General features: G+C 61.0%; 23 protein-coding genes and 1 pseudogene. 16 read left to right on the top strand and 8 right to left on the bottom strand.

Going from position 1 to position 26015, the window contains the following annotated elements; genetic code table 11:
- The first annotated feature begins 242 nt into the window (after nt 1–242).
- The 3 genes from J1G37_RS10740 (at nt 243) to J1G37_RS10750 (ending at nt 6175) form a co-directional block, all read left to right on the top strand.
- Nucleotides 243–2033, top strand: coding sequence for a DUF1302 domain-containing protein (locus J1G37_RS10740; protein WP_207041612.1), 1791 nt, complete (start codon nt 243–245; stop codon nt 2031–2033).
- Nucleotides 2034–2059: 26 nt separating this feature from the next.
- Nucleotides 2060–3418 (top strand): DUF1329 domain-containing protein, encoded by a 1359-nt coding sequence (locus tag J1G37_RS10745; protein ID WP_207041613.1) that lies wholly within the window; start codon nt 2060–2062, stop codon nt 3416–3418.
- A gap of 255 nt (nt 3419–3673) precedes the next feature.
- The gene (locus J1G37_RS10750) at nt 3674–6175 is read left to right on the top strand and encodes a LuxR C-terminal-related transcriptional regulator (protein ID WP_207041615.1); all 2502 of its coding nucleotides are present in this window, start codon (nt 3674–3676) and stop codon (nt 6173–6175) included.
- On the opposite strand, the gene J1G37_RS10755 is transcribed toward J1G37_RS10750, so the two are convergent.
- Complete coding sequence (locus J1G37_RS10755; protein ID WP_207041616.1) at nt 6172–7047, bottom strand: AraC family transcriptional regulator; 876 nt, start codon at nt 7045–7047, stop codon at nt 6172–6174. The two genes, J1G37_RS10750 and J1G37_RS10755, sit on opposite strands and share 4 nt — an antisense overlap.
- 138 nt (nt 7048–7185) lie before the next feature.
- On the opposite strand from J1G37_RS10755, the gene J1G37_RS10760 reads away from it, so the two are divergent.
- Complete coding sequence (locus J1G37_RS10760) at nt 7186–8088, top strand: DMT family transporter (RefSeq protein WP_207041617.1); 903 nt, start codon at nt 7186–7188, stop codon at nt 8086–8088.
- A gap of 101 nt (nt 8089–8189) precedes the next feature.
- On the opposite strand, the gene norR is transcribed toward J1G37_RS10760, so the two are convergent.
- On the bottom strand, nt 8190–9713 hold the full coding sequence (gene norR, locus J1G37_RS10765; protein WP_207041618.1) for a nitric oxide reductase transcriptional regulator NorR: 1524 nt from the start codon (nt 9711–9713) through the stop codon (nt 8190–8192).
- Between the two features lie 147 nt (nt 9714–9860).
- Here norR and hmpA point away from each other — a divergent pair, with 147 nt between their 5' ends.
- Nucleotides 9861–11042: an NO-inducible flavohemoprotein gene (gene hmpA / locus J1G37_RS10770; RefSeq protein ID WP_207041619.1), complete on the top strand. Its 1182-nt coding sequence runs from the start codon at nt 9861–9863 to the stop codon at nt 11040–11042.
- Between the two features lie 226 nt (nt 11043–11268).
- Nucleotides 11269–11775 (top strand): disulfide bond formation protein B, encoded by a 507-nt coding sequence (locus tag J1G37_RS10775; RefSeq protein WP_124526437.1) that lies wholly within the window; start codon nt 11269–11271, stop codon nt 11773–11775.
- A 473-nt stretch (nt 11776–12248) separates the two neighbouring features.
- Here the strand turns inward: J1G37_RS10775 and J1G37_RS29175 are convergent.
- Nucleotides 12249–12540: pseudogene (locus J1G37_RS29175) on the bottom strand (hypothetical protein).
- Nucleotides 12541–12567: 27 nt separating this feature from the next.
- Here J1G37_RS29175 and cyoA point away from each other — a divergent pair.
- From cyoA to J1G37_RS10815, 8 genes are all read left to right on the top strand, one after another.
- Nucleotides 12568–13509, top strand: coding sequence for a ubiquinol oxidase subunit II (gene cyoA, locus J1G37_RS10780; protein ID WP_026136523.1), 942 nt, complete (start codon nt 12568–12570; stop codon nt 13507–13509).
- A gap of 3 nt (nt 13510–13512) precedes the next feature.
- On the top strand, nt 13513–15531 hold the full coding sequence (gene cyoB, locus J1G37_RS10785) for a cytochrome o ubiquinol oxidase subunit I (protein WP_207041620.1): 2019 nt from the start codon (nt 13513–13515) through the stop codon (nt 15529–15531).
- A 3-nt stretch (nt 15532–15534) separates the two neighbouring features.
- On the top strand, nt 15535–16161 hold the full coding sequence (locus J1G37_RS10790) for a cytochrome o ubiquinol oxidase subunit III (RefSeq protein ID WP_017734786.1): 627 nt from the start codon (nt 15535–15537) through the stop codon (nt 16159–16161).
- Nucleotides 16161–16502 (top strand): cytochrome o ubiquinol oxidase subunit IV, encoded by a 342-nt coding sequence (gene cyoD / locus J1G37_RS10795; RefSeq protein WP_010206434.1) that lies wholly within the window; start codon nt 16161–16163, stop codon nt 16500–16502. Before J1G37_RS10790 ends, cyoD begins: the two co-directional genes overlap by 1 nt.
- Before the next feature lie 11 nt (nt 16503–16513).
- Nucleotides 16514–17401: a heme o synthase gene (gene cyoE / locus J1G37_RS10800; protein WP_003194050.1), complete on the top strand. Its 888-nt coding sequence runs from the start codon at nt 16514–16516 to the stop codon at nt 17399–17401.
- A 146-nt stretch (nt 17402–17547) separates the two neighbouring features.
- Nucleotides 17548–18642 carry a pyridoxal phosphate-dependent aminotransferase gene (locus J1G37_RS10805; protein ID WP_207041621.1) on the top strand — a complete coding sequence of 365 codons (1095 nt, stop codon included), beginning with the start codon at nt 17548–17550 and terminating at the stop codon, nt 18640–18642.
- 95 nt (nt 18643–18737) lie between these two features.
- Nucleotides 18738–19082, top strand: a complete 345-nt coding sequence (locus J1G37_RS10810) for a toxin (protein ID WP_207041622.1) — start codon at nt 18738–18740, stop codon at nt 19080–19082.
- On the top strand, nt 19079–19393 hold the full coding sequence (locus tag J1G37_RS10815) for a helix-turn-helix domain-containing protein (RefSeq protein WP_207041623.1): 315 nt from the start codon (nt 19079–19081) through the stop codon (nt 19391–19393). The genes J1G37_RS10810 and J1G37_RS10815 overlap by 4 nt, the downstream gene beginning before the upstream one ends.
- Nucleotides 19394–19451: 58 nt before the next feature.
- Here the strand turns inward: J1G37_RS10815 and J1G37_RS10820 are convergent, their stop codons facing one another.
- The 4 genes from J1G37_RS10820 to J1G37_RS10835 form a co-directional block, all read right to left on the bottom strand.
- Nucleotides 19452–20156 (bottom strand): hypothetical protein, encoded by a 705-nt coding sequence (locus tag J1G37_RS10820; protein ID WP_017734783.1) that lies wholly within the window; start codon nt 20154–20156, stop codon nt 19452–19454.
- A 71-nt stretch (nt 20157–20227) separates the two neighbouring features.
- On the bottom strand, nt 20228–20731 hold the full coding sequence (locus J1G37_RS10825) for a hypothetical protein (RefSeq protein ID WP_207041625.1): 504 nt from the start codon (nt 20729–20731) through the stop codon (nt 20228–20230).
- A gap of 37 nt (nt 20732–20768) precedes the next feature.
- The gene (locus J1G37_RS10830) at nt 20769–21023 is read right to left on the bottom strand and encodes a Txe/YoeB family addiction module toxin (RefSeq protein WP_135309690.1); all 255 of its coding nucleotides are present in this window, start codon (nt 21021–21023) and stop codon (nt 20769–20771) included.
- Entirely contained in the window at nt 21020–21274 is a 255-nt protein-coding gene (locus J1G37_RS10835; RefSeq protein ID WP_207041627.1) for a type II toxin-antitoxin system prevent-host-death family antitoxin, read from the bottom strand. The genes J1G37_RS10830 and J1G37_RS10835 overlap by 4 nt, the downstream gene beginning before the upstream one ends.
- 230 nt (nt 21275–21504) lie before the next feature.
- Here J1G37_RS10835 and J1G37_RS10840 point away from each other — a divergent pair, with 230 nt between their 5' ends.
- Nucleotides 21505–23529, top strand: coding sequence for a c-type cytochrome (locus tag J1G37_RS10840; RefSeq protein WP_207041629.1), 2025 nt, complete (start codon nt 21505–21507; stop codon nt 23527–23529).
- Here the strand turns inward: J1G37_RS10840 and J1G37_RS10845 are convergent.
- The gene (locus tag J1G37_RS10845; RefSeq protein WP_207041631.1) at nt 23526–24776 is read right to left on the bottom strand and encodes an aspartate aminotransferase family protein; all 1251 of its coding nucleotides are present in this window, start codon (nt 24774–24776) and stop codon (nt 23526–23528) included. The two genes, J1G37_RS10840 and J1G37_RS10845, sit on opposite strands and share 4 nt — an antisense overlap.
- Before the next feature lie 186 nt (nt 24777–24962).
- Between J1G37_RS10845 and J1G37_RS10850 the strand changes: the two genes are divergently transcribed.
- The gene (locus J1G37_RS10850; protein WP_207041633.1) at nt 24963–25979 is read left to right on the top strand and encodes an amino acid ABC transporter substrate-binding protein; all 1017 of its coding nucleotides are present in this window, start codon (nt 24963–24965) and stop codon (nt 25977–25979) included.
- Nucleotides 25980–26015 lie beyond the last annotated feature (36 nt).

A 26015-nucleotide genomic window follows, 5' to 3' on the forward strand; every position in this document is an offset into this window, starting at 1 on the left:
GTAACAAAATGAGTAATAGCGCTTCAGGACAAGGACTGTTACCGATACGGCAACAGTCGCCAGGCGCGCCATCCATTGGCCTGATAAGCCGCCATCCATTCGGTCCATACCCCCGCCCAAACCTGCTGCCAGCACGGCTGCTCATCCTTTCGAGCGACAACACGAATCCCTCCTTGGTGCGCTTATCGCTCCTGATGCGCGGCAGTAGGGTGAGGCCTTCTGTCACTCACCGGGGAAGACGCATGACAAAAACAACAATGCGCGCCATCTTCACGCCTCAGGCGCTGGCCGCTGCGGTTGCACTGGGTTGCTGTGCGCAGGCGCAGGCTGTTTCATTCAACATTGGCGAGATCGAAGGGCAATTCGACTCCTCGCTGTCGGTCGGCGCGAGTTGGGGCATGCGCGATGCCGATAAAAAGCTGGTGGGCACCGTCAATGGCGGCACCGGGCAAGCGTCTACCGGGGATGATGGACGACTGAACTTCAAGAAGGGCGAAACCTTCTCCAAGATCTTCAAGGGCCTGCACGACCTGGAGCTCAAGTACGGCGACAGCGGCATGTTTGTCCGCGGCAAGTACTGGTACGACTTCGAGCTGCAGGACGAAGACCGCGAATTCAAACAGATCAGCAACCACCACCGCGACGAAGGCGCGCGCTCATCCGGCTACCAACTGCTGGATGCCTTCGTCTATCACAACTATTCCATTGGCGACCAACCGGGCAACGTGCGCCTGGGCAAGCAGGTGGTCAGTTGGGGCGAGAGCACCTTTATCGGTAACTCCATCAACAGCATCAACCCCATCGACGTGTCGGCCTTCCGCCGCCCCGGCGCGGAGATCAAGGAAGGGCTGATCCCGGTGAACATGCTGTTCGGCTCCCAGAGCCTGACCAACCAACTGACAGTGGAAGGCTTCTACCAGTTGAACTGGCAAAACACCGTGCTGGATAACTGCGGCACCTTCTTTGGTGGCGACGTCGCGGCTCATGGTTGCAACGGCAACTACACCGTGGGCAACCCGGCGATTGCACCGTTGCAACCGGTGGCCGCTGCGTTCGGGCAGGGTTTTCAAGTGACCCGTGAAGGGGTGATCGTGCAGCGCGCCCGGGACCGCGAAGCCCGTGACGGCGGCCAGTTCGGCGCAGCCTTGCGCTGGCTGGGGGACGACACCGAGTACGGCCTGTACTTCATGAACTACCACAGCCGCACGCCGACCGTGGGCACCATCACCAACAACACCAGCCTGGCCAGGCTCGGCGCGATCTCTGGCGCAGCCAACGGCATCGCGCCCGGCACCGGCTCAGGGCTGGTCCAGAGCTTGATGCTCGGCCGTGGCCAGTATTACCTCGACTACCCGGAAAACATCCGCCTGTTCGGCGCCAGTTTCTCCACCACCTTGCCCACCGGCACGGCGTGGACCGGTGAAATCAGCTACCGCCCGAATGCCCCGGTGCAGCTCAACACCACCGACTTGACCCTGGCCCTGATCAACCCGGTCGCCGGCCAACTGGCCTCGCCGATCCGCAGCAACTTCGGCGACGACAACAAAGGCTACCGCCGCAAGGAAATCACCCAGATCCAGAGCACCATGACCCAATTCTTCGACCAGGTGCTGGGCGCCGAACGCCTGACGTTGGTCGGTGAAGCGGCCTTCGTCCACGTCGCCGGGCTGGAAGACAAATCCAAGCTGCGTTACGGCCGCGACTCGGTCTACGGCGCCTACGGGTTCCAGGGTGACACCGACGGTTTTGTCACGGCCAACTCCTGGGGCTACCGCGCCCGGGCGATCCTCGACTACAACAACGCGATCTTCGGGGTGAACCTCAAGCCCAACCTGTCGTGGTCCCATGACGTCGCCGGCTACGGCCCCAACGGCCTGTTCAACAAAGGCGCCAAGGCCATCAGCGTCGGCGTGGATGCGGATTACCGCAGCACCTACACCGCCAGCCTGAGCTACACCGACTTTTTCGGCGGCGACTACAACACCCTCACCGACCGTGACTTCCTCGCCCTCAGCTTCGGCGTGAACTTCTGATCTGGCTAAAAGAAGGACAAGACTCCATGCGTAAGACACTTGCTGTATTGGCTCTGAGTTTGCTGGCGGCCCATGTCATGGCCGCCGTATCGCCGCAAGAGGCTGACAAGCTCGGCACCAGCCTCACCCCGGTGGGCGCCGAAAAAGCCGGCAACGCCGACGGCTCGATCCCGGCCTGGACCGGTGGAATCCCCAAAAACGCCGGCGCGGTGGACAACAAAGGCTTTCTCGCCGACCCATTCGCCAATGAAAAACCCCTGTTCGTGATCACCGCTGCCACCGTCGACAAGTACAAGGACAAGCTCTCCGAAGGCCAGGTGGCGATGTTCAAGCGCTACCCCGAGACCTACAAGATCCCGGTGTACACCACCCATCGTACGGTCAACCTGCCGGCGGACATCTACGAGTCGATCAAGCGCAGCGCGCTGAACGTCAAGCCGATCAACGACGGCAACGGCCTGGAGAACTTCACCGGCAACCGCTACTACGCCTTCCCGATTCCGAAAAATGGCGTGGAAGTGCTGTGGAACCACATCACCCGCTACCACGGCGGCAATCTGCGCCGCATCATCACCCAGGCGACGCCACAGACCAACGGCAGCTACACGCCGATCCGCTTCGAAGAAGAAGTGGCGGTGCCGCAACTGATCCCGGACATGGACCCGGCCAAGGCGGCCAACGTGCTGACCTTCTTCAAGCAATCGGTGACCGCGCCCGCGCGCCTGGCGGGCAACGTGCTGCTGGTGCACGAAACCCTCGACCAGGTGAAGGAACCGCGCCTGGCGTGGATCTACAACGCCGGCCAACGCCGCGTACGCCGTGCGCCGCAAGTGGCGTATGACGGGCCGGGCACCGCGTCCGACGGCCTGCGTACGTCCGACAACTTCGACATGTTCTCCGGCGCCCCCGACCGCTATGACTGGAAACTCGTGGGCAAGAAGGAGATGTACATCCCCTACAACAGCTACAAGCTCGATCAACCGACCCTCAAGTACGACGACATCATCAAGGCCGGCCATATCAACCAGGACCTGACCCGCTACGAACTGCACCGCGTGTGGGAAGTGGTCGGCACGGTCAAGCCGAGTGAGCGGCACATCTACGCCAAGCGCCACATGTACATCGACGAAGACAGCTGGCAAGTGGCGCTGGTGGATCACTACGACGGCCGTGGCCAACTGTGGCGGGTCGCTGAGGGCCACGCGCAGTTCTACTACAACCACCAGACCCCGGCCTACACCGTGGAAACCCTGTACGACATCATCGCCGGGCGCTACATCGCGCTGGGCATGAAGAACGAGGAGAAGAGCAGCTTTGTGTTTGGTTTCAATGCCAAGGCGGCGGACTACACCCCGGCAGCATTGAGGGCTGAAGGCGTACGCTGATGCTTTGACGTTCAACGCCACAACCTTGTGGGAGCCGCTTTATGTGGGAGCTGGCTTGCCTGCGATAGCATCACCTCGGTGCAACTGACAAACCGAGGTGTCTGCATCGCAGGCAAGCCAGCTCCCACATTGGGTTGTGTACACCTTGAGTTTTATGGTCACCAATCACGCCGCTGAATCTTTCTTCAACAACCGCCAACCACAGGACTAGGGTACGCATCAGGTTGCATAACAATAAAAAAGCAGGATGCAGCAATGACCGCCATGACACGCTGCCTGGACCGTCCTGGATTCATGCCCCGGCTGTCCGCCCACCATCTGCTGCGCCCGCGCCTGGCCGCGCCGTTGTTGGCGGCGCAGGCCCGGGTCAAGCTGCTCTGCGCCCCCGGCGGCAGCGGCAAGAGCGCGTTGCTGGCCGAGTGCGCCTTGCAGGCGCCCAACGGTTGCCCGGTGTATTGGCTGCCGCTCAATGGCATCACCCTCAGCCCGCTGGAACTATGCCAGCGCCTGGCCCTGAATCTGGGCCTGCCGTTTACCGATGAAGCCACGCTGCTGCTCGACCTCGCTCGTTGGCAGGCCCCGGCGTGGTTGTTCCTGGATGATTTCAGCCGCCTGCCCGCGCCCGAGTTGGATGCGTTGCTTGACCGCCTGCTCACGGCCAGCAGCCCGGCGTTGAGCTGGTGGCTCGGCGCCCGTCGGCGGCCGATCTGCAACTGGCCGCGTTTGCTGCTCGACGATGAGTTGCTGGAGTGCAGCAGCAGCGAGTTGGCGTTCAACGGCGCGGAAATCCAGCTGCTGTTGAGCCCCGGGCACAGCGTGGACAGTGTCATGCAGTTCAGCGCCGGCTGGTGCGCCGGTGTGCGCATCGCCTTGCTCGGCGACGGGCACCCGGACAAGACCCTGCTTGATTACCTGCAACACGAACTGTTCAGCACCTTGCCCGCCGAACTCGTCGAGGCCTGGCGTGTGCTTGCCCATCTGCCGCGTTTCAACGCCGGCTTGTGCGAGCACCTGTTCGGTTTTGGCGACGGCGATCAGTACCTGCATGATTTGCAGGCCCTTGGCGCCTACATCCAGCCGTGGGAAGACGCCGCCGACTGGCTGCAAGTGTTCCCGCCCCTGGCGCACTTGCTGCGCGATGAGCCCTGGCCGGCCAAGCGCTCCTGGCACCGGCGCGCGTGCCAGTGGTTCACCGCCGAAGAGGACTGGCAAGCAGCGTTCGAACAAGCGTTGCTGGCCGAAGAGTACGAGGTGGCGGTGAGCCTGTTGCAGCACTTCAGCTTCGAGGACCTGTTTCGCCAGCAAAACGCCGTGCTGCTGTTGCGCCTGCATGAACAACATGGCGATGAATTGATGCTCGGTTCGGCGCAATTGGTCGGCTTGGTCACGGCGGCCTTGCTGTTTGCCGGGCGCTTCGACCAGGCGGCGCAGTGCATCGATCAATTGGCGCGTTTTGCGCCGCAACCCACGGCGGCGCAACAGGCGTATCTGCTGGGGCGCTGGCAGGCGCAGTGGGGCTGGTTGCTGCATCTGCGCGGCGATGCCGATGGCGCGCGCGGGCATTTCCTCGAAGCCTTGCAAGCGTTGCCCGACAGCGCGTGGACGTCGCGCCTGATGTGCCTGTCGGGGCTCACCCAGCAAGCCTTGCTGCGCGGCGAGCTGGACGTGGCCCAGGCCTTGAGCCGCGAGGCGCTGTGCCTGGCCCGCGCCCACGGTTCGTTAGTGCTGGAGGCGTTGCTGGAGTTGGATCACGCTCAGTTGCTGGAGCAGCGCGGCGCACCTTACCGCGCGCAAAGCCTGTTGGAAGGGGTGCAGGCGATGTTGCTCAAGCAGCGCCTCAAGGCCGGGCCGCTGGTGGGGCGTATCGCCTTGCGCCGTGGGCATCTGGCGTTGCGCCAAGGGCAGGACGTGCTGGCCGCCGAGTGTTTCGGCGCCGGCTTGCCGATGTGCCTGCACAGCCAGGACAAACGCGTGCTGTACGGTTTTCTCGGCCTGGCGCTATTGGCGGCCAACCGCGGTGATTATGCCCAGGCGTTTGTCCAGTTGCGCGACGCCGAGCGGCTGATGCAGCAGCGTCTGGTGCCGGAATCGGTGTATCGCGCGGTGTTGCTGTTGGTCAGTGGGCACTTCTGGTTGCAGCAGGGCCGCGCCGAGTTGACGGTGGAAGCGGTGCGCCGGGTGTTGCGCCACTTCCGTGGGCCGCAGGCCAAGCAGGCGCCGCCGGCGACGTTGGAGTTGATACCGCGCCTGGAATATCTGTTGGTGCTGGCCGAGGTGAAACTGGGTTGTGCCGAGCAACCGTTGCAGCGCTTGAGCGCCTTGCTGGCGACTGTCCAACAGCGCGGCATGTTGTGCCTGGAAACCGAACTGCACCTGGTGCTCGGCGAAGTAGCCTGGCAACTCGGCGACTCGACTCAGGCGCGGCGTTCGTTGCAGGCCGGTTTGGAACTGGCGGCACGTTGCCAGGTGCAGCAGGCGATTCGCGAGCTGCGTTTGCGCTCGCCGGGGTTGTTGAGTGACGTGGGGCTTGAAGCGCCAGTGTCGCCCGCCGGCACGGCGGAAAACCCCCTGAGCCAGCGCGAACTGGAAGTGCTGCAATTGATCGCCCAGGGCAGCTCCAACCTGGAAATTGCCGAGCGCCTGTTTATCTCCCTGCACACGGTCAAGACCCACGCGCGGCGCATCCACAGCAAGCTCGGCGTGGAGCGGCGCACACAAGCGGTGGCCAAGGCGAAGACGTTGGGCCTGATGGTTTAGGCGCAGAACGCCTGGCGGTACTCGCCGGGCGTGGCGCCCATGGCTTGGCGGAAGCGGCTGGTGAAGTGGCTGGCGCTGGAAAAACCGCACATCAGGGCGATCTCGCCAAGGGGCAGGGCGCCGCCACGCAGCAGCGCCTGGGCGCGGGTCAAACGGCGCGCCAGCAGGTATTGATGGGGCGGCAGGCCGAAGCTTTGGCGGAACATCCGCGCAAAATGGTATTCCGACAGCGCGCACAACCCGGCCAATTGGCCGAGGCTGATGGGGTCTTCGAGGTGCTGGTCGATGTACTCCACCAACAACCGCCGCTGGTACGCCGCCAGCCCGCCTTTCAACCGCAGCCCGTCGCGTGCGCCGACCTGGCTGAGCAGGGTGTGGCTGAGCATTTCATGGGCCAGGCTGCTGGTCAGCAGGCGTTCGGCGGGTTCGTGCCAGTTGAGGGCGATCAACTGGTGGAAACGCCGGGCTTGGCTGGCGTCCTCCAGGAAGGTGCTTTCGCGCAGTTGCAGCGCGCGCGGTTCGCGGTCGAGCAAGGTGACGCAACCGAGGGCGAACTGTTCCGGGCTGAAATACACGTGGGCCAGGCGGATCTCGCCATTGATCACCCAGGCTGACTGGTGTTCGGCCGGCAGGATGCACAGCTTGTCAGGCCCGCCCTTGGTGCCCGGCTGGTCGCGGCGAAACGTGCCGGTGCCACCGCCGATGTAGCAGGACAAGGTGTGATGGCTCGGCGCCTGGTAATCCTGAGCGTCGTGATGGTTGCTCCACAAGGCCGCAGACAAGCCGTCACCGAGCTCGGCGCAGGCTTCAAGGCGTGCGTTGGGCGAGCGGTTAAGGGCTTGGAAGACTTGCAGGGATTCCAGTTCGGGCATGGTGAGCACTCGTTGACGCCTTGCATCCTACTCCGCGGCGCTGGCGCTGTGATCCCGCCGGCCGACAAAAGCGCAAGAATCTGCAAGAGGTTTGCCCGGGATGAGCGCGACACTGAGGCTCAATCGATGGAGCCCGCTATGAACCTTTCCCTGTATTTACTCACCGTGATGATCTGGGGCACCACCTGGATTGCCCTCAAATGGCAGTTGGGCGTGGTGGCGATCCCGGTGTCCATCGTCTATCGCTTTGGCCTTGCCGCGCTGGTGCTGTTTGCGTTGTTGCTGCTCAGCCGCAAGTTGCAGGTGATGAGCCGGCGCGGGCACCTGATCTGCCTGGCCCAGGGCCTGTGCTTGTTCTGCGTGAATTTCATGTGCTTCTTGACGGCCAGTCAGTGGATCCCCAGCGGCCTGGTGGCGGTGGTGTTTTCCACGGCCACGTTGTGGAACGCGCTGAACGCCCGGGTGTTTTTCGGCCAGCGCGTGGCGCGCAACGTGTTGATGGGCGGCGGCCTGGGTTTGCTGGGGCTGGGCTTTCTGTTCTGGCCGGAACTGGCCGGGCACACCGCCAGCCCGCAGACGTTACTGGGCCTGGGTTTGGCGTTGCTCGGGACCATGTGCTTCTCGGCGGGCAACATGCTGTCGAGCCTGCAACAGAAGGCCGGGCTCAAGCCATTGACCACCAACGCCTGGGGCATGGCCTATGGTGCGGCGATGTTGGCGACCTATTGCGCGGTGCGCGGGATTCCCTTCGAGATGGACTGGAGCGCGCGGTACATCGGCGCGTTGTGGTACCTGGTGATCCCGGGCTCGGTGATCGGGTTTACCGCGTACCTGACCCTGGTCGGGCGCATGGGGCCGGAGCGTGCGGCATATTGCACGGTGTTGTTCCCGGTGGTGGCGCTGAATGTGTCGGCGTTTGCCGAGGGCTATCAATGGACCGGGCCGGCGTTGGTGGGGTTGGTGTTGGTGATGTTGGGGAATGTGTTGGTGTTCAGAAAGCCCAAGCCCGTTACCCCGGTCCTCAAGGCACAGCAAATCTAATGTGGGAGCTGGCTTGCCTGCGATGGCGGTGGGTCAATGCCACATGTGCTGGCTGACACACTGCCATCGCAGGCAAGCCAGCTCCCACAGTTACCGGGTCATCATTTGAGACCGAGGCGCTTGGCCATCCGCCCGAGGTTGGCGCGGTCCAGGCCGAGTTCCCGCGCCGCACTGGCCCAATTGTGCTGGTGACGCTCCAGGCACGCGCTGATGATCTGGCGCTGAAAGTGCTCGGTGGCCTGGCGCAGGTCGCCGGTGACCGCGGGGATCACGTCGGCCGATGCCTCGATGGCAGGCGCGGTGACGTCGGGCAAGTCCAGGTCCTGGGCGCTGAGGCTGAGAATCTTCGGCCGTTCGCGACAGTTGCCCAAGGCTTTCAGCGCGCTGCGGCCGATCAAATGCTCCAACTCGCGCACATTGCCCGGCCAGTTATAGGCCAGCAGCGCCGCCTGGGCGTCGCTGGTCAGGCGCAGGCTGCCCAGGCCCATGCGTGAGCGGTTCTGTTCGAGGAAGAAACCGGCCAGCAGCAACACATCCCGCCCGCGTTCGCGCAGCGCCGGCACTTGCAGCGGGTATACGCTGAGGCGGTGGTAGAAGTCGGCGCGGTAGCGGCCGTTGCGCACTTCTTCGGCGAGGTCACGGTTGGTGGCGGCGATCAGGCGCACGTCCACGTGATGCTCCTTGTCCGAACCCAGGCGTTGCAACTGGCCGCTTTGCAGCACGCGCAGCAGCTTGGCCTGCACGGTCAGGGACAGTTCACCCACCTCATCCAGGAACAGCGTGCCGCCGTTGGCCAGCTCAAACTTGCCGCGGCGTTCGTTCAACGCACCGGTGAACGCGCCGCGCACATGGCCGAACAGCTCGCTTTCCACCAGGGTTTCCGGCAGGGCCGCGCAGTTGAGGCTGATCAGCGGTTTGTCCGCACGGGGCGAGGCGGCGTGGATCGCCTGGGCCACCAACTCTTTGCCCACCCCGGTTTCGCCGGTGATCAGCACGGTGAGGTCGCTGCCGCCCACCAGCTTGATCTCTTCCACCAGGCGCTTGTGGGGTTTGCTCTGGCCGATCATTTCCTTGTGCTGCTGGCCGCTGGCCTCACGGTAGATTTCGGCGCGCAGGGTCAGGCGCTCGATCCGTTCGGCGACGTTGACGGTGGCGGCGGCGAGGCTGGCGAAGGCTTGCAGGGCGTCCAGTTCGACCCGCTCGAAGCGCTCGGTGTCGAGGGCGTCGAGGGTCAGCAGGCCCCACGGCTTGTCGTCGACAAACAGCGGGCAGCCCATGCAGTCGTGGACTTCCAGCTGCCCATGCAGGCCGGCGACCAGGCCGTCGTAGGGGTCAGGCAATTCGCTGTCGCTGTCGAAGCGCGTCGGCCCGGGGCTGCTCAGCAGCACCTCAAAACGTGGGTGCTCGTTGACTTTGAAGCGCCGGCCAAGGGTGTCGGGGCTCAACCCGTCCACCGCCAGCGGCACCAGCCATTCACCGTCCAGGCGCAGCAGTGCGGCGGCATCGCAGGGCAGCAGGGCGCGCATGGCTTGCAACAAGCGGCGGTAACGCTCGCCTTCGGGCAGTTCGCGGGACAGGTCGGCGACCAGAGGCAGCAGGGTGGTGAGCAGCGATTGCGCAGTCATAATGACTCCTTGTAGTCCTTGTGACTATAAGGTGTAGGAAGTCATACTGACTACATATTATTCAAGTCATTGAAATATAAGGGTTTATAAGTTGGCACGAATACTGAGTAGGTAAAGGCAATCAGTAAAAAGACCCAGGAGTCTGCCATGCTTAGTGCCCAAGACCGTGCCATCGTCAAATCCACTGTGCCCCTGCTGGAAAGCGGCGGCGAAGCGCTGATCACCCATTTCTATCGCATGATGCTGTCCGAGTACCCCGAGGTGCGCCCGCTGTTCAACCAGGCCCACCAGGCCAGCGGTGACCAGCCTCGCGCCTTGGCCAATGGCGTGCTGATGTATGCGCGGCACATTGATCAGTTGGATCAGTTGGGCGATTTGGTGGCGAAGATCATCAATAAGCACGTGGCCTTGCAGATCTTGCCGGAGCATTACCCGATCGTCGGCGCCTGCCTGCTGCGCGCCATCTCCGAAGTGCTGGGCAGCGAGATTGCCACCCCTGAGGTGATGAGTGCCTGGGGCGCGGCCTATGGCCAACTGGCGGATATCCTGATCGGTGCCGAAACAGCCATCTACGACGAGAAAGCCCAGGCCCCCGGCGGCTGGCGCGGTGCGCGGGCGTTCACGCTGGTCAAGCGCGTGGAAGAGAGTGCCGAGATCATTTCCTTCTACTTTGCGCCTGTGGATAACGGCCCGATCCTGGCGGCGGCGCCGGGGCAGTACATCGGCATGAAGCTGGTGCTGGATGGCGAGGAAGTGCGCCGCAACTATTCCCTGTCGGCCTTGAGCGATGCCGGGCAGTACCGCATCAGCGTCAAGCGCGAAGCCGGTGGGCGGGTGTCCAACTACCTGCACGATCAAGTGCCGGTTGGCGCGACCATCGACCTGTTCCCGCCTTCGGGGGAGTTCACCCTGGCCGCTGGCGACAAACCGTTGGTGCTGATTAGTGGCGGGGTGGGCATCACGCCAACCTTGCCGATGCTCGAAGCGGCGCTGGCGAGCGGGCGGCCGGTGCACTTTATCCACTGTGCGCGTAACGGCGGGGTGCATGCGTTCCGCGATTGGGTGGATGCCTTGGCGGCCAAGCACCCGCAGCTGCAGCGCTTTTATTGCTATGCCGAGGATGATGGCGTGAGTCCGGCAGCGGATAAGGTCGGGTTGCTGAGCCAGGAGCAATTGGCTGAGTGGTTGCCCGAACAGCGCGACATCGATGCCTACTTCCTTGGGCCTAAAGGCTTCATGGGCGCGATCAAGCGCCACCTCAAGGCGTTGGGTGTGCCGGAGAAGCAGAGCCGGTATGAGTTCTTTGGTCCGGCGGCGGCATTGGAATAAGACCTGAAGGTTCACACTGTGCAAAATGTGGGAGCGGGCTTGCTCGCGAAAGCGGTGGAACAGTCACCTGATGCATTGGCTGACACACCGCCTTCGCGAGCAAGCCCGCTCCCACATTTGCATCTGCATTTCTCCAGATTAATCTCCTGTTAACCCCCTTCTGTTTAAACCTCTCTCTGTGTGTAAACTTGCGGCCATTGGCACGACCAGACAAAGGGAAACTGAGATGAGTGACGAATTGCGTTTAGGCAGGGAGCGGCGCTTTCTGGTGTTGCTGGGCATCATCTGCCTGGCGCTGATCGGCGGTGCACTTTATATGCAGGTGGTGCTGGGCGAGGCACCGTGCCCGCTGTGCATCCTGCAACGCTATGCGTTGCTGCTGATCGCGATCTTCGCTTTCATCGGCGCGGCGATGCGCCGTAAAGGGGCGATCACCCTGTTCGAAGGCCTGGTGGTGCTCAGCGCCCTCGGCGGCGTGGCGGCAGCCGGCCATCATGTGTACACCCAGTTCTTCCCCCAGGTCAGTTGCGGCATTGATGTGCTGCAACCGATCGTCGACGACCTGCCCCTGGCCAAGGTGTTCCCCCTGGGCTTCCAGGTCGATGGTTTCTGCAGCACGCCGTATCCACCGGTGCTGGGCCTGTCCCTGGCGCAATGGGCGCTGGTGGCGTTTGTGCTGACCGTGATCCTGGTGCCCCTGGGCATTTACCGTAACCGTCAACGCCAGGCCTGAACCCATCGGGCGAAACGCCCCGGTCTTCCTGAGGGAAGGCCGGGGCGTTTTTGTTTGTAGGGTTTTGTGAAGGGAGCGTGACGCCGGACAATTACGGGTGCGCGCAGCGTGCGACATGTTGTCACACGGAAGCTGCCGAAGGACGTTTCCCGCTCGCGGATTGCCCCATTAAATTTGCCTAAAACGCGCAATTTGTGCTGTCAGTTCGTGGTTTGGGCAGGGGTGTGCAGCTCACGCCTTCCGAGCCTTTGCGTGATGTCCGAATGCCTTGTTTTATGGGGACTTTGCTGCGTTTTGCATGCCCTTACAGAGCGTAAGGGCTGTGACTGATTACGCAATAACACGGCAATTTTTGTGGTTTTTGTTGAGAATCGAACACGATAAGATCGCGAACCTTTGCGGTTTTGGTGAAGGATTGTTGCTGGAATCGATAAAAATTATTTCTTTATAAGACATGGTTTATACATCGCTAGCTAACTACAATCGCCCGCACTGAATGTCCGGTGCTGTTCAATATTTGAGCACTGGAGCGGTCGAGGGGCAGATGGACGGCTCTGTGCGACCCCAAGGTTCCGGCAGCCTTTCAACTATCCGCACCAAATGGAATTGGTCTGTAACAAGGCCTTTAACCACGAAATCGAATAAGAACTCACCGCAGGTCCGTGAAACGCGCCGTTATGGCGTGATGGGCAGGCTCTTATTCAATCGAAGAGAAATGCCAACCCTTGGCAGGGTGAAGTGTTGGCGATCAAAACCCAACTGCATTGCGCAAGCTGCTTTAGAGGTCGTGAGATGAGTAAAAACAGGTACCCCCGATTACTAGGCTTTTTGCCGCTGATTGGCATGCTGTTAATGCTGGGAGGCTGCAAGTGGACCTTGATGGACCCAAAAGGACAGATCGGTCTGGATCAACGAAACCTGATCATCACCGCTACCCTGCTGATGCTGCTGGTCGTGGTCCCTGTGATCATCATGACCTTCGCCTTCGCCTGGAAATACCGCGCGTCGAACACCAGCGCGACCTACGCTCCGAAGTGGTCGCACTCCACCAAGATTGAAATCGCGGTGTGGCTGGTTCCGGTCCTCATCATCATCGCCCTGGGTTACATCACCTATAAGTCGACCCACGAGCTGGACCCGTACCGTCCGCTGGTCTCCGACGTCAAGCCGATCAACATCGAAGTGGTCGCGCTGGACTGGAAGTGGCTGTTCATCTACCCGGACCTGGGTATCGCCACGGTCAACGAGATCCAGTTCCCGGAGAACACCCCGCTTAACTTCCGGATCACCTCCGACGCCGTGATGAACTCGTTCTTCATCCCAGCCCTGGGCGGTCAGATCTACGCGATGGCAGGCATGCAGACTCGCCTGCACCTGATCGCCAACGAAAAAGCTGTAATGGAAGGCATCTCCGCTAACTACAGCGGCGCTGGCTTCACCGGCATGAAATTCAAAGCGATCTCGACAAGCCAGGAAGACTTCAACGCCTGGGTAGCCGAAGTCAAGGCCGCACCTAAACAGCTTGATCAAGCTGAATACGACGCCCTGACCAAACCAAGCCAGAACAACCCAGTCGCTCTGTACTCCACGTATGAGCCGGACCTGTTTCAGAAAATCGTCGACAAGTACGAAGGTATGAAGCCAGGCAAGCCGGTCAAGCACGAGAAGAAAGAAGTGGCCGCGGTTGAAGGTTCTGACACGGGCTCGCATTCAACTGCTGGGGCAGAGGAGTAAACGATGTTTGGTAAATTAAGTTGGGATGCGATCCCGTTCCACGAGCCGATTGTGATGATTACCATCGCCATGATCGCGCTGGGTGGTCTGGGGCTGTTTGCGGCAATCACTTATTTCAAGAAGTGGACCTACCTGTGGACCGAGTGGCTGACTTCGGTTGACCACAAGAAAATCGGTGTCATGTACATCATCGTGGCCATGGTCATGCTGCTGCGCGGCTTTGCCGACGCCATCATGATGCGTACCCAGTTGGCCATGGCCACCGAGGGTTCGCCTGGCTACCTGCCACCTGAACACTATGACCAGATCTTCACCGCCCACGGTGTGATCATGATCATCTTCATGGCGATGCCATTCTTCACCGGCCTGATGAACCTTGCAGTGCCGCTGCAGATCGGCGCGCGTGACGTTGCCTACCCGTTCCTGAACTCCCTGAGCTTCTGGCTGCTGGTTTCCGGCGTGGTGCTGATCAACGTATCCCTGGGCGTCGGCGAATTCGCCAAGACCGGTTGGGTTGCGTATCCGCCATTGTCGGGCCTGCAATACAGCCCTGGCGTGGGTGTGGACTACTACATCTGGGCCCTACAGTTATCAGGACTCGGGACGACGCTGACGGGGGTCAACTTCCTGGCCACCGTGCTGAAAATGCGCGCCCCTGGCATGAAACTGATGGACATGCCGATCTTCACCTGGACCTGCACCTGGGCCAACGTCCTGATCGTGGCTTCGTTCCCGATCCTGGCCGCCACCATGGCGCTGCTGTCGCTTGACCGTTACCTGGATTTCCACATTTTCACCAATGAACTTGGTGGCAATCCAATGATGTACGTGAACCTGTTCTGGGCATGGGGTCACCCTGAGGTGTACATCCTGATCCTGCCAGCGTTCGGTATCTTCTCCGAAGTGATCTCGACCTTTACCGGCAAGCGCCTGTTCGGTCACCACTCGATGGTTTACGCATCGGGCGCAATCTCTGTACTGGGCTTCATGGTTTGGCTGCACCACTTCTTCACCATGGGTTCGGGGGCCAGCGTCAACGCCTTCTTCGGCCTGGCGACGATGCTGATTTCCATCCCGACGGGGGTGAAGCTATTCAACTGGCTATTCACCATCTATCACGGTCGTCTGCGCATGACCAGCCAGGTTCTGTGGACCCTGGGCTTCATGGTGACCTTCGCCATCGGCGGCATGACTGGCGTACTGCTGGCTATCCCGGGTGCTGACTTCGTCCTGCACAACAGCCTGTTCGTGATCGCGCACTTCCATAACGTGATCATCGGTGGTGCGGTATTCGGTTACATCGCTGGTTTCAGCTTCTACTTCCCGAAAGCGTTCGGCTTCAAGCTGCACGAAGGTTGGGGCAAGGCTGCATTCTGGTTCTGGATCTCGGGCTTCTTCGTCGCGTTCATGCCGCTCTACGCTCTGGGCTTCATGGGCATGACCCGTCGTCTGAACGCCACTACCAACCCTGAGTGGGTGCCGTACCTGTACGTTGCCATGTTCGGTGCGGTGATGATCGCTGTGGGTATCGCCTGCCAGCTGATCCAGCTGTACGTGAGTATCCGTGACCGTAAGCAGAACGCTTGCGACTCCGGTGACCCATGGAATGGCCACACCCTGGAATGGTCGACCTCGTCGCCACCGCCGTTCTACAACTTCGCCGTGATCCCGACTGCGAACACCATTGATGCGTTCACCGAAGCCAAGGAAGACGGTACTGCGTACCAGAAGCCGGCCAAGTACGAACCGATCCACATGCCAAGCAACACCGCCACTGGCGTGGTGATGGGTGCGCTGTTGACCGTGTTCGGTTTCGCGATGATCTGGCACATCTGGTGGCTGGCAATCGCGAGCCTGGTTGGCACTATCGGTTACTTCATCGTTCACGCAGCCCGTGACGATCAAGGCTACATGGTGCCGGTCGAAGAGATCGAACGCATCGAAGCCGAGCAGCACGCTCGCCTGGTAGCCGAGAAGAAGATCCCGGCCAACCGTGTTGAAACCTCGTTGGAACAGGCTTAAACCATGTCGAACTTAGTGACCAATGCTGGACACGCCCATGTCGATGACCATGGGCACGATGACCATCACCACGACTCGGGGCCGATGACCGTTTTCGGTTTCTGGCTCTACCTGATGACCGACTGCATCTTGTTTGCGTCGATCTTCGCGGTGTACGCGGTACTGGTAAACAACGTAGCGGGTGGCCCGTCGGGCCACGACATCTTCGAACTGCCTTACGTGCTCGGCGAAACCGCCTTGCTGTTGTTCAGTTCGATCACCTACGGCTTCGCCATGTTGGCCTTCTACAAGGGCAACAAGAAAGGCGTACTGAGCTGGTTGGGCCTGACCTTCTTGTTCGGCCTGGGCTTCATCGGCATGGAGATCAACGAGTTCCACCTGCTGATCTCCGAAGGCTACGGTCCGCACCGTAGTGGCTTCCTGTCCGCGTTCTTCACGCTGGTAGGCACCCACGGTCTGCACGTAACGGCCGGCCTGCTGTGGATGGCGGTGATGATGTATCAGGTCAATAAACACGGCCTGACCAACACCAACAAGACTCGCCTGAGCTGCCTGAGCCTGTTCTGGCACTTCCTGGACGTGGTCTGGATCTGCGTCTTCACCGTTGTTTACCTGATGGGGACTCTGTAATGGCTAATGCACACTCCCATGACCATGACAGCCACGATGCGAGCCACGGCAGCGTTAAGTCGTACGCCATCGGCTTCATCCTGTCGGTAATCCTGACGCTCATCCCGTTTGGTCTGGTGATGTACCCGACCCTGCCGAAATCGATCACCTTGATGATCGTGCTGGCCTTCGCGGTGATTCAGGTTCTGGTTCACCTGGTGTACTTCCTGCACCTGGATCGTTCCAAAGAGCAGCGCGATAACGTGATTGCGTTCGTGTTCGCAGGGTTGGTAATCCTGCTGCTGGTTGGCCTGTCGATATGGATCATGTTCAGCATCCATACGTTCATGATGGCGAAGTGAGGTAAGACCCGATGTCGCTTAAGCACTTTATCCAAATCACCAAACCGGGGATCATTTTCGGTAACGTGCTTTCTGTGGCGGGCGGTTTCTTCCTGGCCTCCAAGGGACATGTCGATCTGGCCATTTTCCTGGCTGCGATGATCGGTACGTCCCTGGTGGTTGCTTCCGGTTGCGTGTTCAACAACTGCATCGACCGTGACATCGATATCAAGATGGAGCGCACCAAGAATCGCGTGCTGGTCCAGGGCCTCATCTCCCTGAAACTGGCACTGATCTATGCGACCGTCCTCGGTGTTGCCGGTGTGGCGTTGTTGTACAAGGTGGCCAACCCGCTGGCGGCGCTGTTTGCCGTGATCGGTTTTGTCATCTACGTCGGCCTCTACAGCCTGTACCTCAAGCGCAAGTCGGTTCACGGCACGCTGGTGGGCAGTCTGTCGGGGGCGATGCCGCCGGTGATTGGTTATGTGGCTGTAACCAATAGCTTCGACATGGCCGCGCTAACGCTACTGGTGATGTTCAGCCTGTGGCAGATGCCGCACTCCTACGCCATTGCGATCTTCCGCTTCAATGACTACCTGGCTGCGTCGATTCCGGTCCTGCCGGTCAAGCGTGGCATCCAGGTGGCCAAGAAACACATCCTGCTGTACATCCTGGCCTTCCTTGTGGCGACCTTGATGTTGACCTTCAGTGGCTACGCCGGCATGAGCTACCTCGCCGTCGCCGCCGCCATGGGCATGTACTGGTTGTACATGGCCTGGACCGGCTACAAGGCGGTGGATGACACCGTCTGGGCGCGCAAGCTGTTCGTGTTCTCGATCTTCACCATCACCGCGCTCAGCGTGATGATGTCCCTGGATTTCCAAGTGCCGAAAGAGCTGTTGCTGACCTACGCTCACTGAGTGGTCACGCAGTGAAAGAGCCCCGCCTTCGAGAGAAGCGCGGGGCTTTTTCTTGGGCGCGCGGTTAAATCGGACTACGCTTTTCTCGTCATACCCCTCTGTACGAGTTGTGCGAATCCATCCCCCGCCTTACAAGGAGTTACCCCATGGTCAGCGTTAGTCGTCGGTCCCTTCTCGCCGTGGGCGCTGCCCTGCCATTGTTGGGGCGCCTGGATTGGGCGGTGGCCGCGCCGAAACCGGCAAAGTCTGACAAGGTGCGGCTCAACTACAACGAAAGCCCCTACGGCCCTTCAAGCGCTGCGCGCGAGGCGATGCAGCGCGGCATTGCCACGGCCGGGTTGTATCCCTACGGGCACATGTACGCGCTGGCCGGATTATTTGCCCAGCAGCAGGGGATTGCCGAGGACCAAGTGGCGGTGTTTGCCGGTTCGATGGCGGCCTTGCGTTATGCGGTGTTGGCGTTCACCAGCGAAAGCCGTGGCCTGGTGATGGCCACGCCGTCCTATGAGGTTCCGCGCCAGGCGGCTGAATCGCGCAAGTCGCCGGTCAAGGAGATCGACCTCAACGCCGAGCACGCCCACGACGTGCCGGCGATGCTGACTGCCGATCCCCAGGCCGGCATGCTCTACCTGTGCAACCCCAACAACCCTACCGGCACCATGACCCCCTCCGAGTCGATCCGCCAGGCCCTGGCGAACAAACCCGAGGGCAGCGTGCTGGTGGTGGACGAGGCCTACATAGACTTCTCCGACGCCCCCAGCGTGATCAGTTGGGTCAAGGACCACGACGACCTGCTGGTGCTGCGCACCTTCTCGAAAATCTATGGCATGGCCGGCGCGCGTGTTGGCCTGGCGGTTGGTCATCCTAAGTTGCTGGAACAACTGGCGGTGTTCGGCGGCGACAACGTCCCGGCCGGTTCCGCCTTGCTCGGCGCCAAGGCCAGCCTGGAAGACGTCAAGCTGCTGCCCCAGCGCAAGGCGCTCAATGCGCAACTGCGCGACGAGACCGTGGCCTGGCTGAAGGGGCGTGGTTTCACCTGCACCGTGTCCCAGAGCAACTGCTTCATGATCGACGTGAAGCAGCCGGCCGAGCAGGTCATCGAACGCTTGGCGGAGCAGGGCGTGATGGTCGGGCGGGTGTGGAAAAATTGGCCGCAGTGGGTGCGGGTGACTGTGGGGAACAAGCAGGATATGCAGCGGTTTCGGCAGGCGTTTGAGGCGCAGGATGTGCGGGCTGTTTGAGCCAATACACAACTGATTTGCTGACAGTTGGGCAGTTCGTCAGAAAACCGAATTTCAGTTTGTAGAACTATAGGCAATTTGCCTATAGTTTGCCTATGCGCTCGATCTTCTTCGAAACCTCATCGTTTACTGCCACCGTCAGTGATTACCTGACGGACGATGAGTATCGGGTGCTACAAAATGAGATGCAGTTGAATCCCCTTGCTGGCGATGTGATGCCTCGTACGGGAGGGTTTCGCAAACTAAGGTGGTCTGATGGCAGGCGCGGTAAAGGCAAGCGTGGCGGTTTGCGGGTTATTTACTATTGGCTCACGACTGATGGTCACTTCTGGATGTTTGCAATCTATAACAAGGACGAATTGGAAAATTTGACTGCCGACCAAGAGAAGGCACTTAAAAAGGCCATAGAGGCCGAACTGAAAAAACGAGGTACCCCATGAAAAAGCGCGATCTATTTGCAGAGCTGATGCAGGGCGTTGAAGAGATGGCAGTGCACCGCGAAGGTAAAATCACTCTTCGGCAAAGCACCGTGGAGGATAAGCCGGCTCCCGAGGTGTCAGCCCAAGAGATTGTGGCGCTGCGGGATAAACTGCACATGTCGCAATCTGTGTTCGCCAGGAGCATACGCACCAGCCCCGGGACGCTGAAAAACTGGGAGCAAGACAAGTCAAAACCCAATGCCCAGGCGGCACTCCTGATTCGATTGGTCGAGAAGTTTCCAGATATGGTGGATCGACTGTCCGCCGTCTGATCGAAAAAAGCCCCGCCTTCATCCGAAGCGCGGGGCTTTTTGTTGGGCGTGACCCAGCTTACTGCTGCGCGATGCTGTAACCCTCAAACGCGCTCTGCTGCTGCAACGCAGCAATCACTGTCTTGCGGCTCAGCGGCTGCTCGGCGCCGGTGTTATCCACAAAGCTTTCCACTTCCAGCTCGGCTTCATCACCTTCACCGACAAAGCTGAAACCGAGGAATTCAAACGCCTCGCGGTCAACGTTGAGCTTCGAGCGCGGTGTACGCAATGGCAGGGTGACGCTGATGCCATCCTTGCTGATCACAAACACTTCGGCTTCTTTCTTCGGGCGTGAGGCCTTGCTCTTGCCGGCGCTCGGGTTGCTGATGGCCTGGTGGCTCTGGTTCAGCACTTTCAACGCCAGGCCGTAGACCAGCTCCTGGAACTCGGGGTCGTCCTTGAAGCTGGACAGGATGCGGCTGATGGAGAACTTGCTGCTCAGGTCTTCCAGGGCGATGCTGTCGGCGGCTTCGGCGTCCTTGAGTTGCTTGAGCTGGCCCATCAGATCGTAGGCTTTATCATCGTCAAAGGCGTCGTGGGCCTGGCGGATGGCCACGCGCAGTTCGCGGATCTGGTCGCTTTCCTTGGAGGTGTGAAACGCGTCCAGCACCATCTCGCTGATGATCTTGGCGGCGGGCACATGCTGTGAAAGATTGATGGCGTTTTCGTATTCAGCTTTGGATTGCAAGGCGACTACGGATTCTTCGTGGTGGGAATCAGACATTGAAATTTCACTACTTCAGTAAACGGGAGACAAAAAAGCGTCGCGCATTTTCAAGGCGCGGGGGGATCAGGTCAAGGCAGCACATTGCCCTCATCGCGGCGCAAGGAGGCAAGCGCCCGCTGCAGCTTGATGGCCCGCCCGCAAAACAGACCTACGGTAAATCCCGAGACCGCGCCAATGGTCGCCAGCATGCTCGGTGTGCTCAGCAACAACGGATGCACCGCCTGCTGGTAGCCGAAGTAATACTTCACCGCGAAGAACAGCTGCGAGATCAGCAGAGTCTTCCAGGTGCCCGCCAGCACCAGGGTTTCGCCATTGGCGTCGAGGCGAGCGCCGTTGGCGTTGAACAGCAACATCCCCACCAGGCTGCCGACCACCGCGCCGCCGGCCCAGGCGCTACTCGACAACAGTGAAGGCGCCAGCGACATCAGCGACCACACCACCAGCACCACCGGCAGGATCAGCAGCGAGCGCCGATTCTCGCGCCCGCCCAGGCAGGCCTTGATGCCGTAGTAGCAAATCCACAGGTAAACGGCGTAAACCCAGAGGGGCGTGCCTTGGAGGATGTCGAGCATCATGTGCGTCCTTGCAGGAATGTCGGGGGACTTTCAGTCAGTAGTGATAACGACACATCAGGATCTGCACTTCATCATCCTCTATGCCATAGACCAGGCGATGCTCTGCCGTAATTCGCCGAGACCAGAACCCGCTCAGGTTGTGCTTGAGTGGTTCAGGTTTTCCAACACCGTCAAACGGGTCTCGCTGGATGGCCTTGATCAGCAGGTTTATGCGCTTGAGCCCTGCCTTGTCGTTTTGTTGAAACCAGAGATAGTCGTCCCAGCCCTCAGGCGTGAAGAGTATTTTCATTCCTCAATCAGGCTCCTCGGCTTGGCTTTGCCCGCGCGCAAGCTGTTGACCGAGTTGATCAAGCGCTCGGCATTTTTGGGCGAACGCAGCAGGTAGGCCGTCTCTTCGAGGGCATTGAACTCTGAGAGGGAAATCATGACCACCGGCTCACCTTTTTGACGGGTCACCATCAAGGGGACGTGATCTTCGTTAACGCGATCCATCGTTTCTGACAGATGGGCGCGGGCATGGGTGTAGTTGATCGTTTCCATGGGTATCTCCTCGCGTGATGGCTGAAACGTACAGAAATGCGTACATGTCTTCAAGGCGCATCCTACGAACGGTCATGTGCGCTGCACTGTCACTGTTTTGCCCCTGACCCACATCAAAACCCCCCGCCCGTAAATCCGTTACAACACCCAAGCCTGATGAACCCATAAAAACGACAACTGACCTGCGCCGAGGGGACCACCCCACGCCAGGTGATTAAAGGACTAACACGATGGCGCTTTCTCTTGCACGCCTGGCCATGCTGGGGGCGACGCTGTGTCTGGCGCTTCCCCTGCACGCCAACCCCGCCGACACCCCGCTGATCGAACACGGCAAGTACGTCGCACAACTGGGCGACTGCATCGCCTGCCACACCGCCAAGCAAGGCCAGGTGATGGCGGGCGGGCTGGAGCTGAGCACGCCGATGGGCACGATCTTTTCCAGCAACATCACACCCGACCGTGAAACCGGCATCGGCAACTACACCTTCGAGCAGTTCGACCGGGTCATGCGCGAAGGCGTCACGCCGAGCGGTATGAACCTGTACCCGGCGATGCCGTATCCGTCCTACGCCAAGATGAGCGAAGACGACATGCGCGCCCTGTACGCCTACCTGATGCAAGGCGTCGAGCCGGTGCAGCAGGCCAACCTCGACGCGGACATGGGTTTCCCGTTCAACCAGCGCTGGGGCCTGGCGCTGTGGAATTTCGCCTTTGTCGATAAACGACCGTTCGCACCTGACCCGGCGCGGGATGAGTCGCTCAACCGTGGCGCGTACCTGGTCCAGGGGCTGGGCCATTGCGGTTCCTGCCACACACCGCGCGGCATCGCCTTCCAGGAAAAAGCCCTGAGTGATGAAGGCAGCAGCGGCCAACACTACCTGGCCGGTGAAACCGTTGAGCACTGGCGCGCCTTGAGCCTGCGCAACCTGTGGACCGTGGAAGACACCGTGCAGTTGCTCAAGACCGGGCAAAATCGCTTTGCCACGGTCGCCGGCAACATGGCCGATGTGATTCACCACAGTACCCAGCATTTCAGCGATGACGACCTCACGGCCATCGCCCGCTACCTCAAATCCCTGCCGCCGGGCAAAGACGACCTGCCGATGCCGTCCGTGGCCCACGCACCCGCTGCGCCGCCGGCGGACCTGTTCACCAGCCGTGGCGGCCTGGGTTACATGCAGTTCTGCAGCGACTGCCATCGCAGCGACGGCGCCGGTGTCAAAGGCCTGTTCCCGCCGCTGGCGGGCAACCCGAGCATTGCGTCCAGCAACCCGACGTCGCTGCTGCATATCACCCTCACCGGTTGGGAAACCGCGCAGACGGCCGCGCATCCTCGGGTCTACACCATGCCCGGTTTCGCCCGCCTGGCGGATCAGGAGATCGCCGAGATCCTCAGCTTTGTGCGTACGCGCTGGGGCAACGAGGGCACGCCCATCAGCGCCGCCCAGGTGAAAAAACTGCGCGACCAACTCAACCCGGCCACCACCGATTCATCGGCGTTCGAAACCCCGCGCCTGGCCGATCTGCTCGCCGCGCCCAACGCCGAGCAAGTGGTGCGTGGTATGCGCCTGCACCTGCAAACCAAGGCGCTGCTGCCGGACAACGTGGGCAACGCGCTCAATTGCACCAGTTGCCATCTCAACGCCGGCACCGTGGCGGACGGCTCGCCATTTGTCGGCGTGTCGGCCTTCTTCCCCAGCTACGCGCCGCGTGCCGGCAAGGTGGTGACCCTGGAAGAGCGCATCAACGGCTGCTTCCGTCGCTCGATGAATGGCAAGCCACTGGCGCCGCAATCGGCGGATATGCAAGCGATGGTTGCCTACTTCGACTGGATGAAAAACAACACTCGGCCCGAAGACAAAGTCGCCGGGCGCGGCGTGGGCAAGGTCGATCCGGCGATCAAGCCAGACTTGGCCAATGGCCAGGCGGTGTACGCCAAGCAATGTGCGGTGTGCCATGGCGACAACGGCCAGGGCCTGGCGCGCGCCGACGGTGAGCTGATCTACCCGCCGCTGTGGGGCGAGCAATCGTTCAATATCGGCGCCGGCATGGCCCGCACTTACACGGCGGCGGCGTTCGTCAAACGCAATATGCCGATCGGCTTCCATGAGAAATTCCCGCTGGGCCAGGGCGGTTTGTCCGACCAGGACGCGGTGGACGTGGCGGCGTACTTCTCGGGGCAACCGCGCCCGGACTTCCCGGACAAGGTCAAGGACTGGCCCAACGGCGGCAAGCCGGTGGATGCCCGCTACTAGGTCAACTGCCGCAGGCACGCCTCAAGGATATCCAGGCCTTCCTCCAGCACCGCGGGCTCAATGGTCAGCGGTGCGAGCAACCGGATGATATGCCGCGACTTGCCGCTGGGCATCAGCAGCAAGCCGGCATCCCGCGCCAGGCCCAGCAATTGGGCCAGTTGCTGTGGGGCGGGTGTGCCGTCGGCGTGGGCCAATTCGATGCCGCGCATGGCGCCGACACCGGTCAGGCGGCCCAGGTAGGGCGACAGGCCTTGCGCCCGCCAGCGTGCATAGCGACTGACGATGGCTTCTTCCTGCTGTGCACCCCAGGTTTTCAGGTGGGCATCGCTCATCGCGTCCAGGGTGGCCAAGGCCGCCGCGCAGGCGATGGGGTTGCCGGAGTAGGTGCCACCCAGCCCGCCCTTGGGCAGGTTGTCGAGCAACGCCTGGCGCCCGACCACCGCACCCAGCGGCACGCCACCGGCGATGCTTTTGCCGAGCAGGATCAGGTCCGGCTCGATACCCAGGCGCGAAAAGGCAAAGCGCTGGCCGGTACGGCCGAAGCCCGATTGGATTTCATCGGCAATCAGCAGGATGTTTTTCTCATCGCAGAAGCGCCGCAGGGCTTGGGCGAACTCCCTGTCCAGGGCGAGGAAACCGCCTTCACCCTGCACCGGCTCGATGATGAAACAGGCCACGTCGTTGACGTCGATTTCCACACTGAACAGACGGTCCATGGCCTTCAGGGCTTCGGCGCAGGTCACGTCGTTATCGGCACTGGGATAGGGCAGGTGATACACCGGGCCGGGTAACACGCCGACCTTTTGCTTGTAGGGCGCCACCTTGCCGTTGAGGTTCAGGGTGGCCAGGGTACGCCCATGAAAGGCGCCGTCAAACGCGACCACTGCCGTGCGGCCGGTGGCGCCGCGCACGATCTTCAAGGCGTTTTCCGCCGCTTCCGCGCCGCTGTTGGTGAGCATGCCGCTGACCGGGTAGTCCACCGGGATAAACGCGGTGAGGCGTTCCATCAGTTCGATGTAAGGCGCGTGGGGCGCGGCGTTGAAGGCGTAGTGGGTCAACTTCGTCGCTTGCTCACGAATCGCGTCCACCACACCGGGGTGGCAATGGCCGAGGTTGAGCACGCCAATGCCGCCGACAAAATCGATATAGCGCTTGCCCGTGCTGTCCCAGACCTCGGCGTTCTTGCCGTGGCTGAGGGTGATGGGGTGGACGATGGAAATCGACTGGCTGATGGTTGGGCGGCTCATGAATCCTCGACTCGGCGGTGGCGGGCGTCTTTTTATCTAAGCTGCGCGCCGGGCCTTGGCACAAACGAAATAAAGTCGCCGGGTCATTCCAAATCGGAACGAGTTGTTGCCGAAAGGTCGTTTGTGGCAATGCGCTCAAGGGCTTGATACTGCCTGACCAATAAGAACCGACAGGGAGAGCAGCGCATGAAATACCTCAAGAACACCTTGGTCGCCATCACCTGCGCTTGGGCGGCGAGCGCCCAGGCGGGCGTGACCCTGGATGCGATCCAGAAAAAAGGCTTTATCCAGTGCGGTGTCAGCGATGGCCTGCCGGGCTTTGGCGTGCCGGACAGCACGGGCAAGATGACCGGCATCGATGTGGACGTGTGCCATGCGGTCGCTGCGGCCGTGTTCGGCGATGCGTCAAAGGTGAAGTTCAGCCAGTTGACCGCCAAGGAGCGTTTCACGGCGTTGCAGTCCGGCGAAATCGACCTGATCTCGCGCAACACCACCTGGACCAGCTCCCGCGACGCGGGCATGGGCCTGGTGTTCACCGGTGTGACCTACTACGACGGCATCGGCTTTCTGGTGAACAACAAACTGGGAGTGACCGGGGCCAAACAGTTGGATGGCGCCACCGTGTGCATCCAGGCGGGCACCACCACCGAGCTTAACGTCGCCGACTACTTCCGCACCCATGGCATGAAGTTCACGCCGATCACCTTCGACACCGCCGACGAAAGCGCCAAGGGCCTCGAAGCCGGGCGCTGCGACGTGCTGACCACCGACCAGTCGGGGCTGTACGCCCAGCGCATCAAGATGGCTCACCCGGATGAGTTTGTGGTGTTGCCGGAGATTATCTCCAAGGAGCCCCTTGGCCCGCTGGTGCGCAAGGGCGATGACGAGTGGTTCAGCATCGTCAAGTGGACCCTGTTTGCCATGCTCAATGCCGAGGAAATGGGCATCACCTCGCAGAACGTCGAAGAACAGGCGAAGACCACCAAGAACCCGGACGTTGCGCGCTTGCTTGGCGCCGACGGCGAGTACGGCAAGGACCTCAAGCTGCGCAAGGATTGGGTGGTGCAGATCGTCAAGCAGGTGGGCAACTACGGCGAAGTGTTCGAGCGCAACATCGGCCAGGGCAGCGTGCTGAAGATCAAGCGCGGGCTCAATGCGCTGTGGAATAACGGCGGTATCCAGTACGCGCCGCCGGTCAGGTAAGTACGCAGATCCAGTGTGGGAGCCCGCTCCCACATA

The sequence above is a fragment of the Pseudomonas sp. Marseille-Q1929 genome, assembly GCF_017316265.1.
GTDB lineage: Bacteria > Pseudomonadota > Gammaproteobacteria > Pseudomonadales > Pseudomonadaceae > Aquipseudomonas.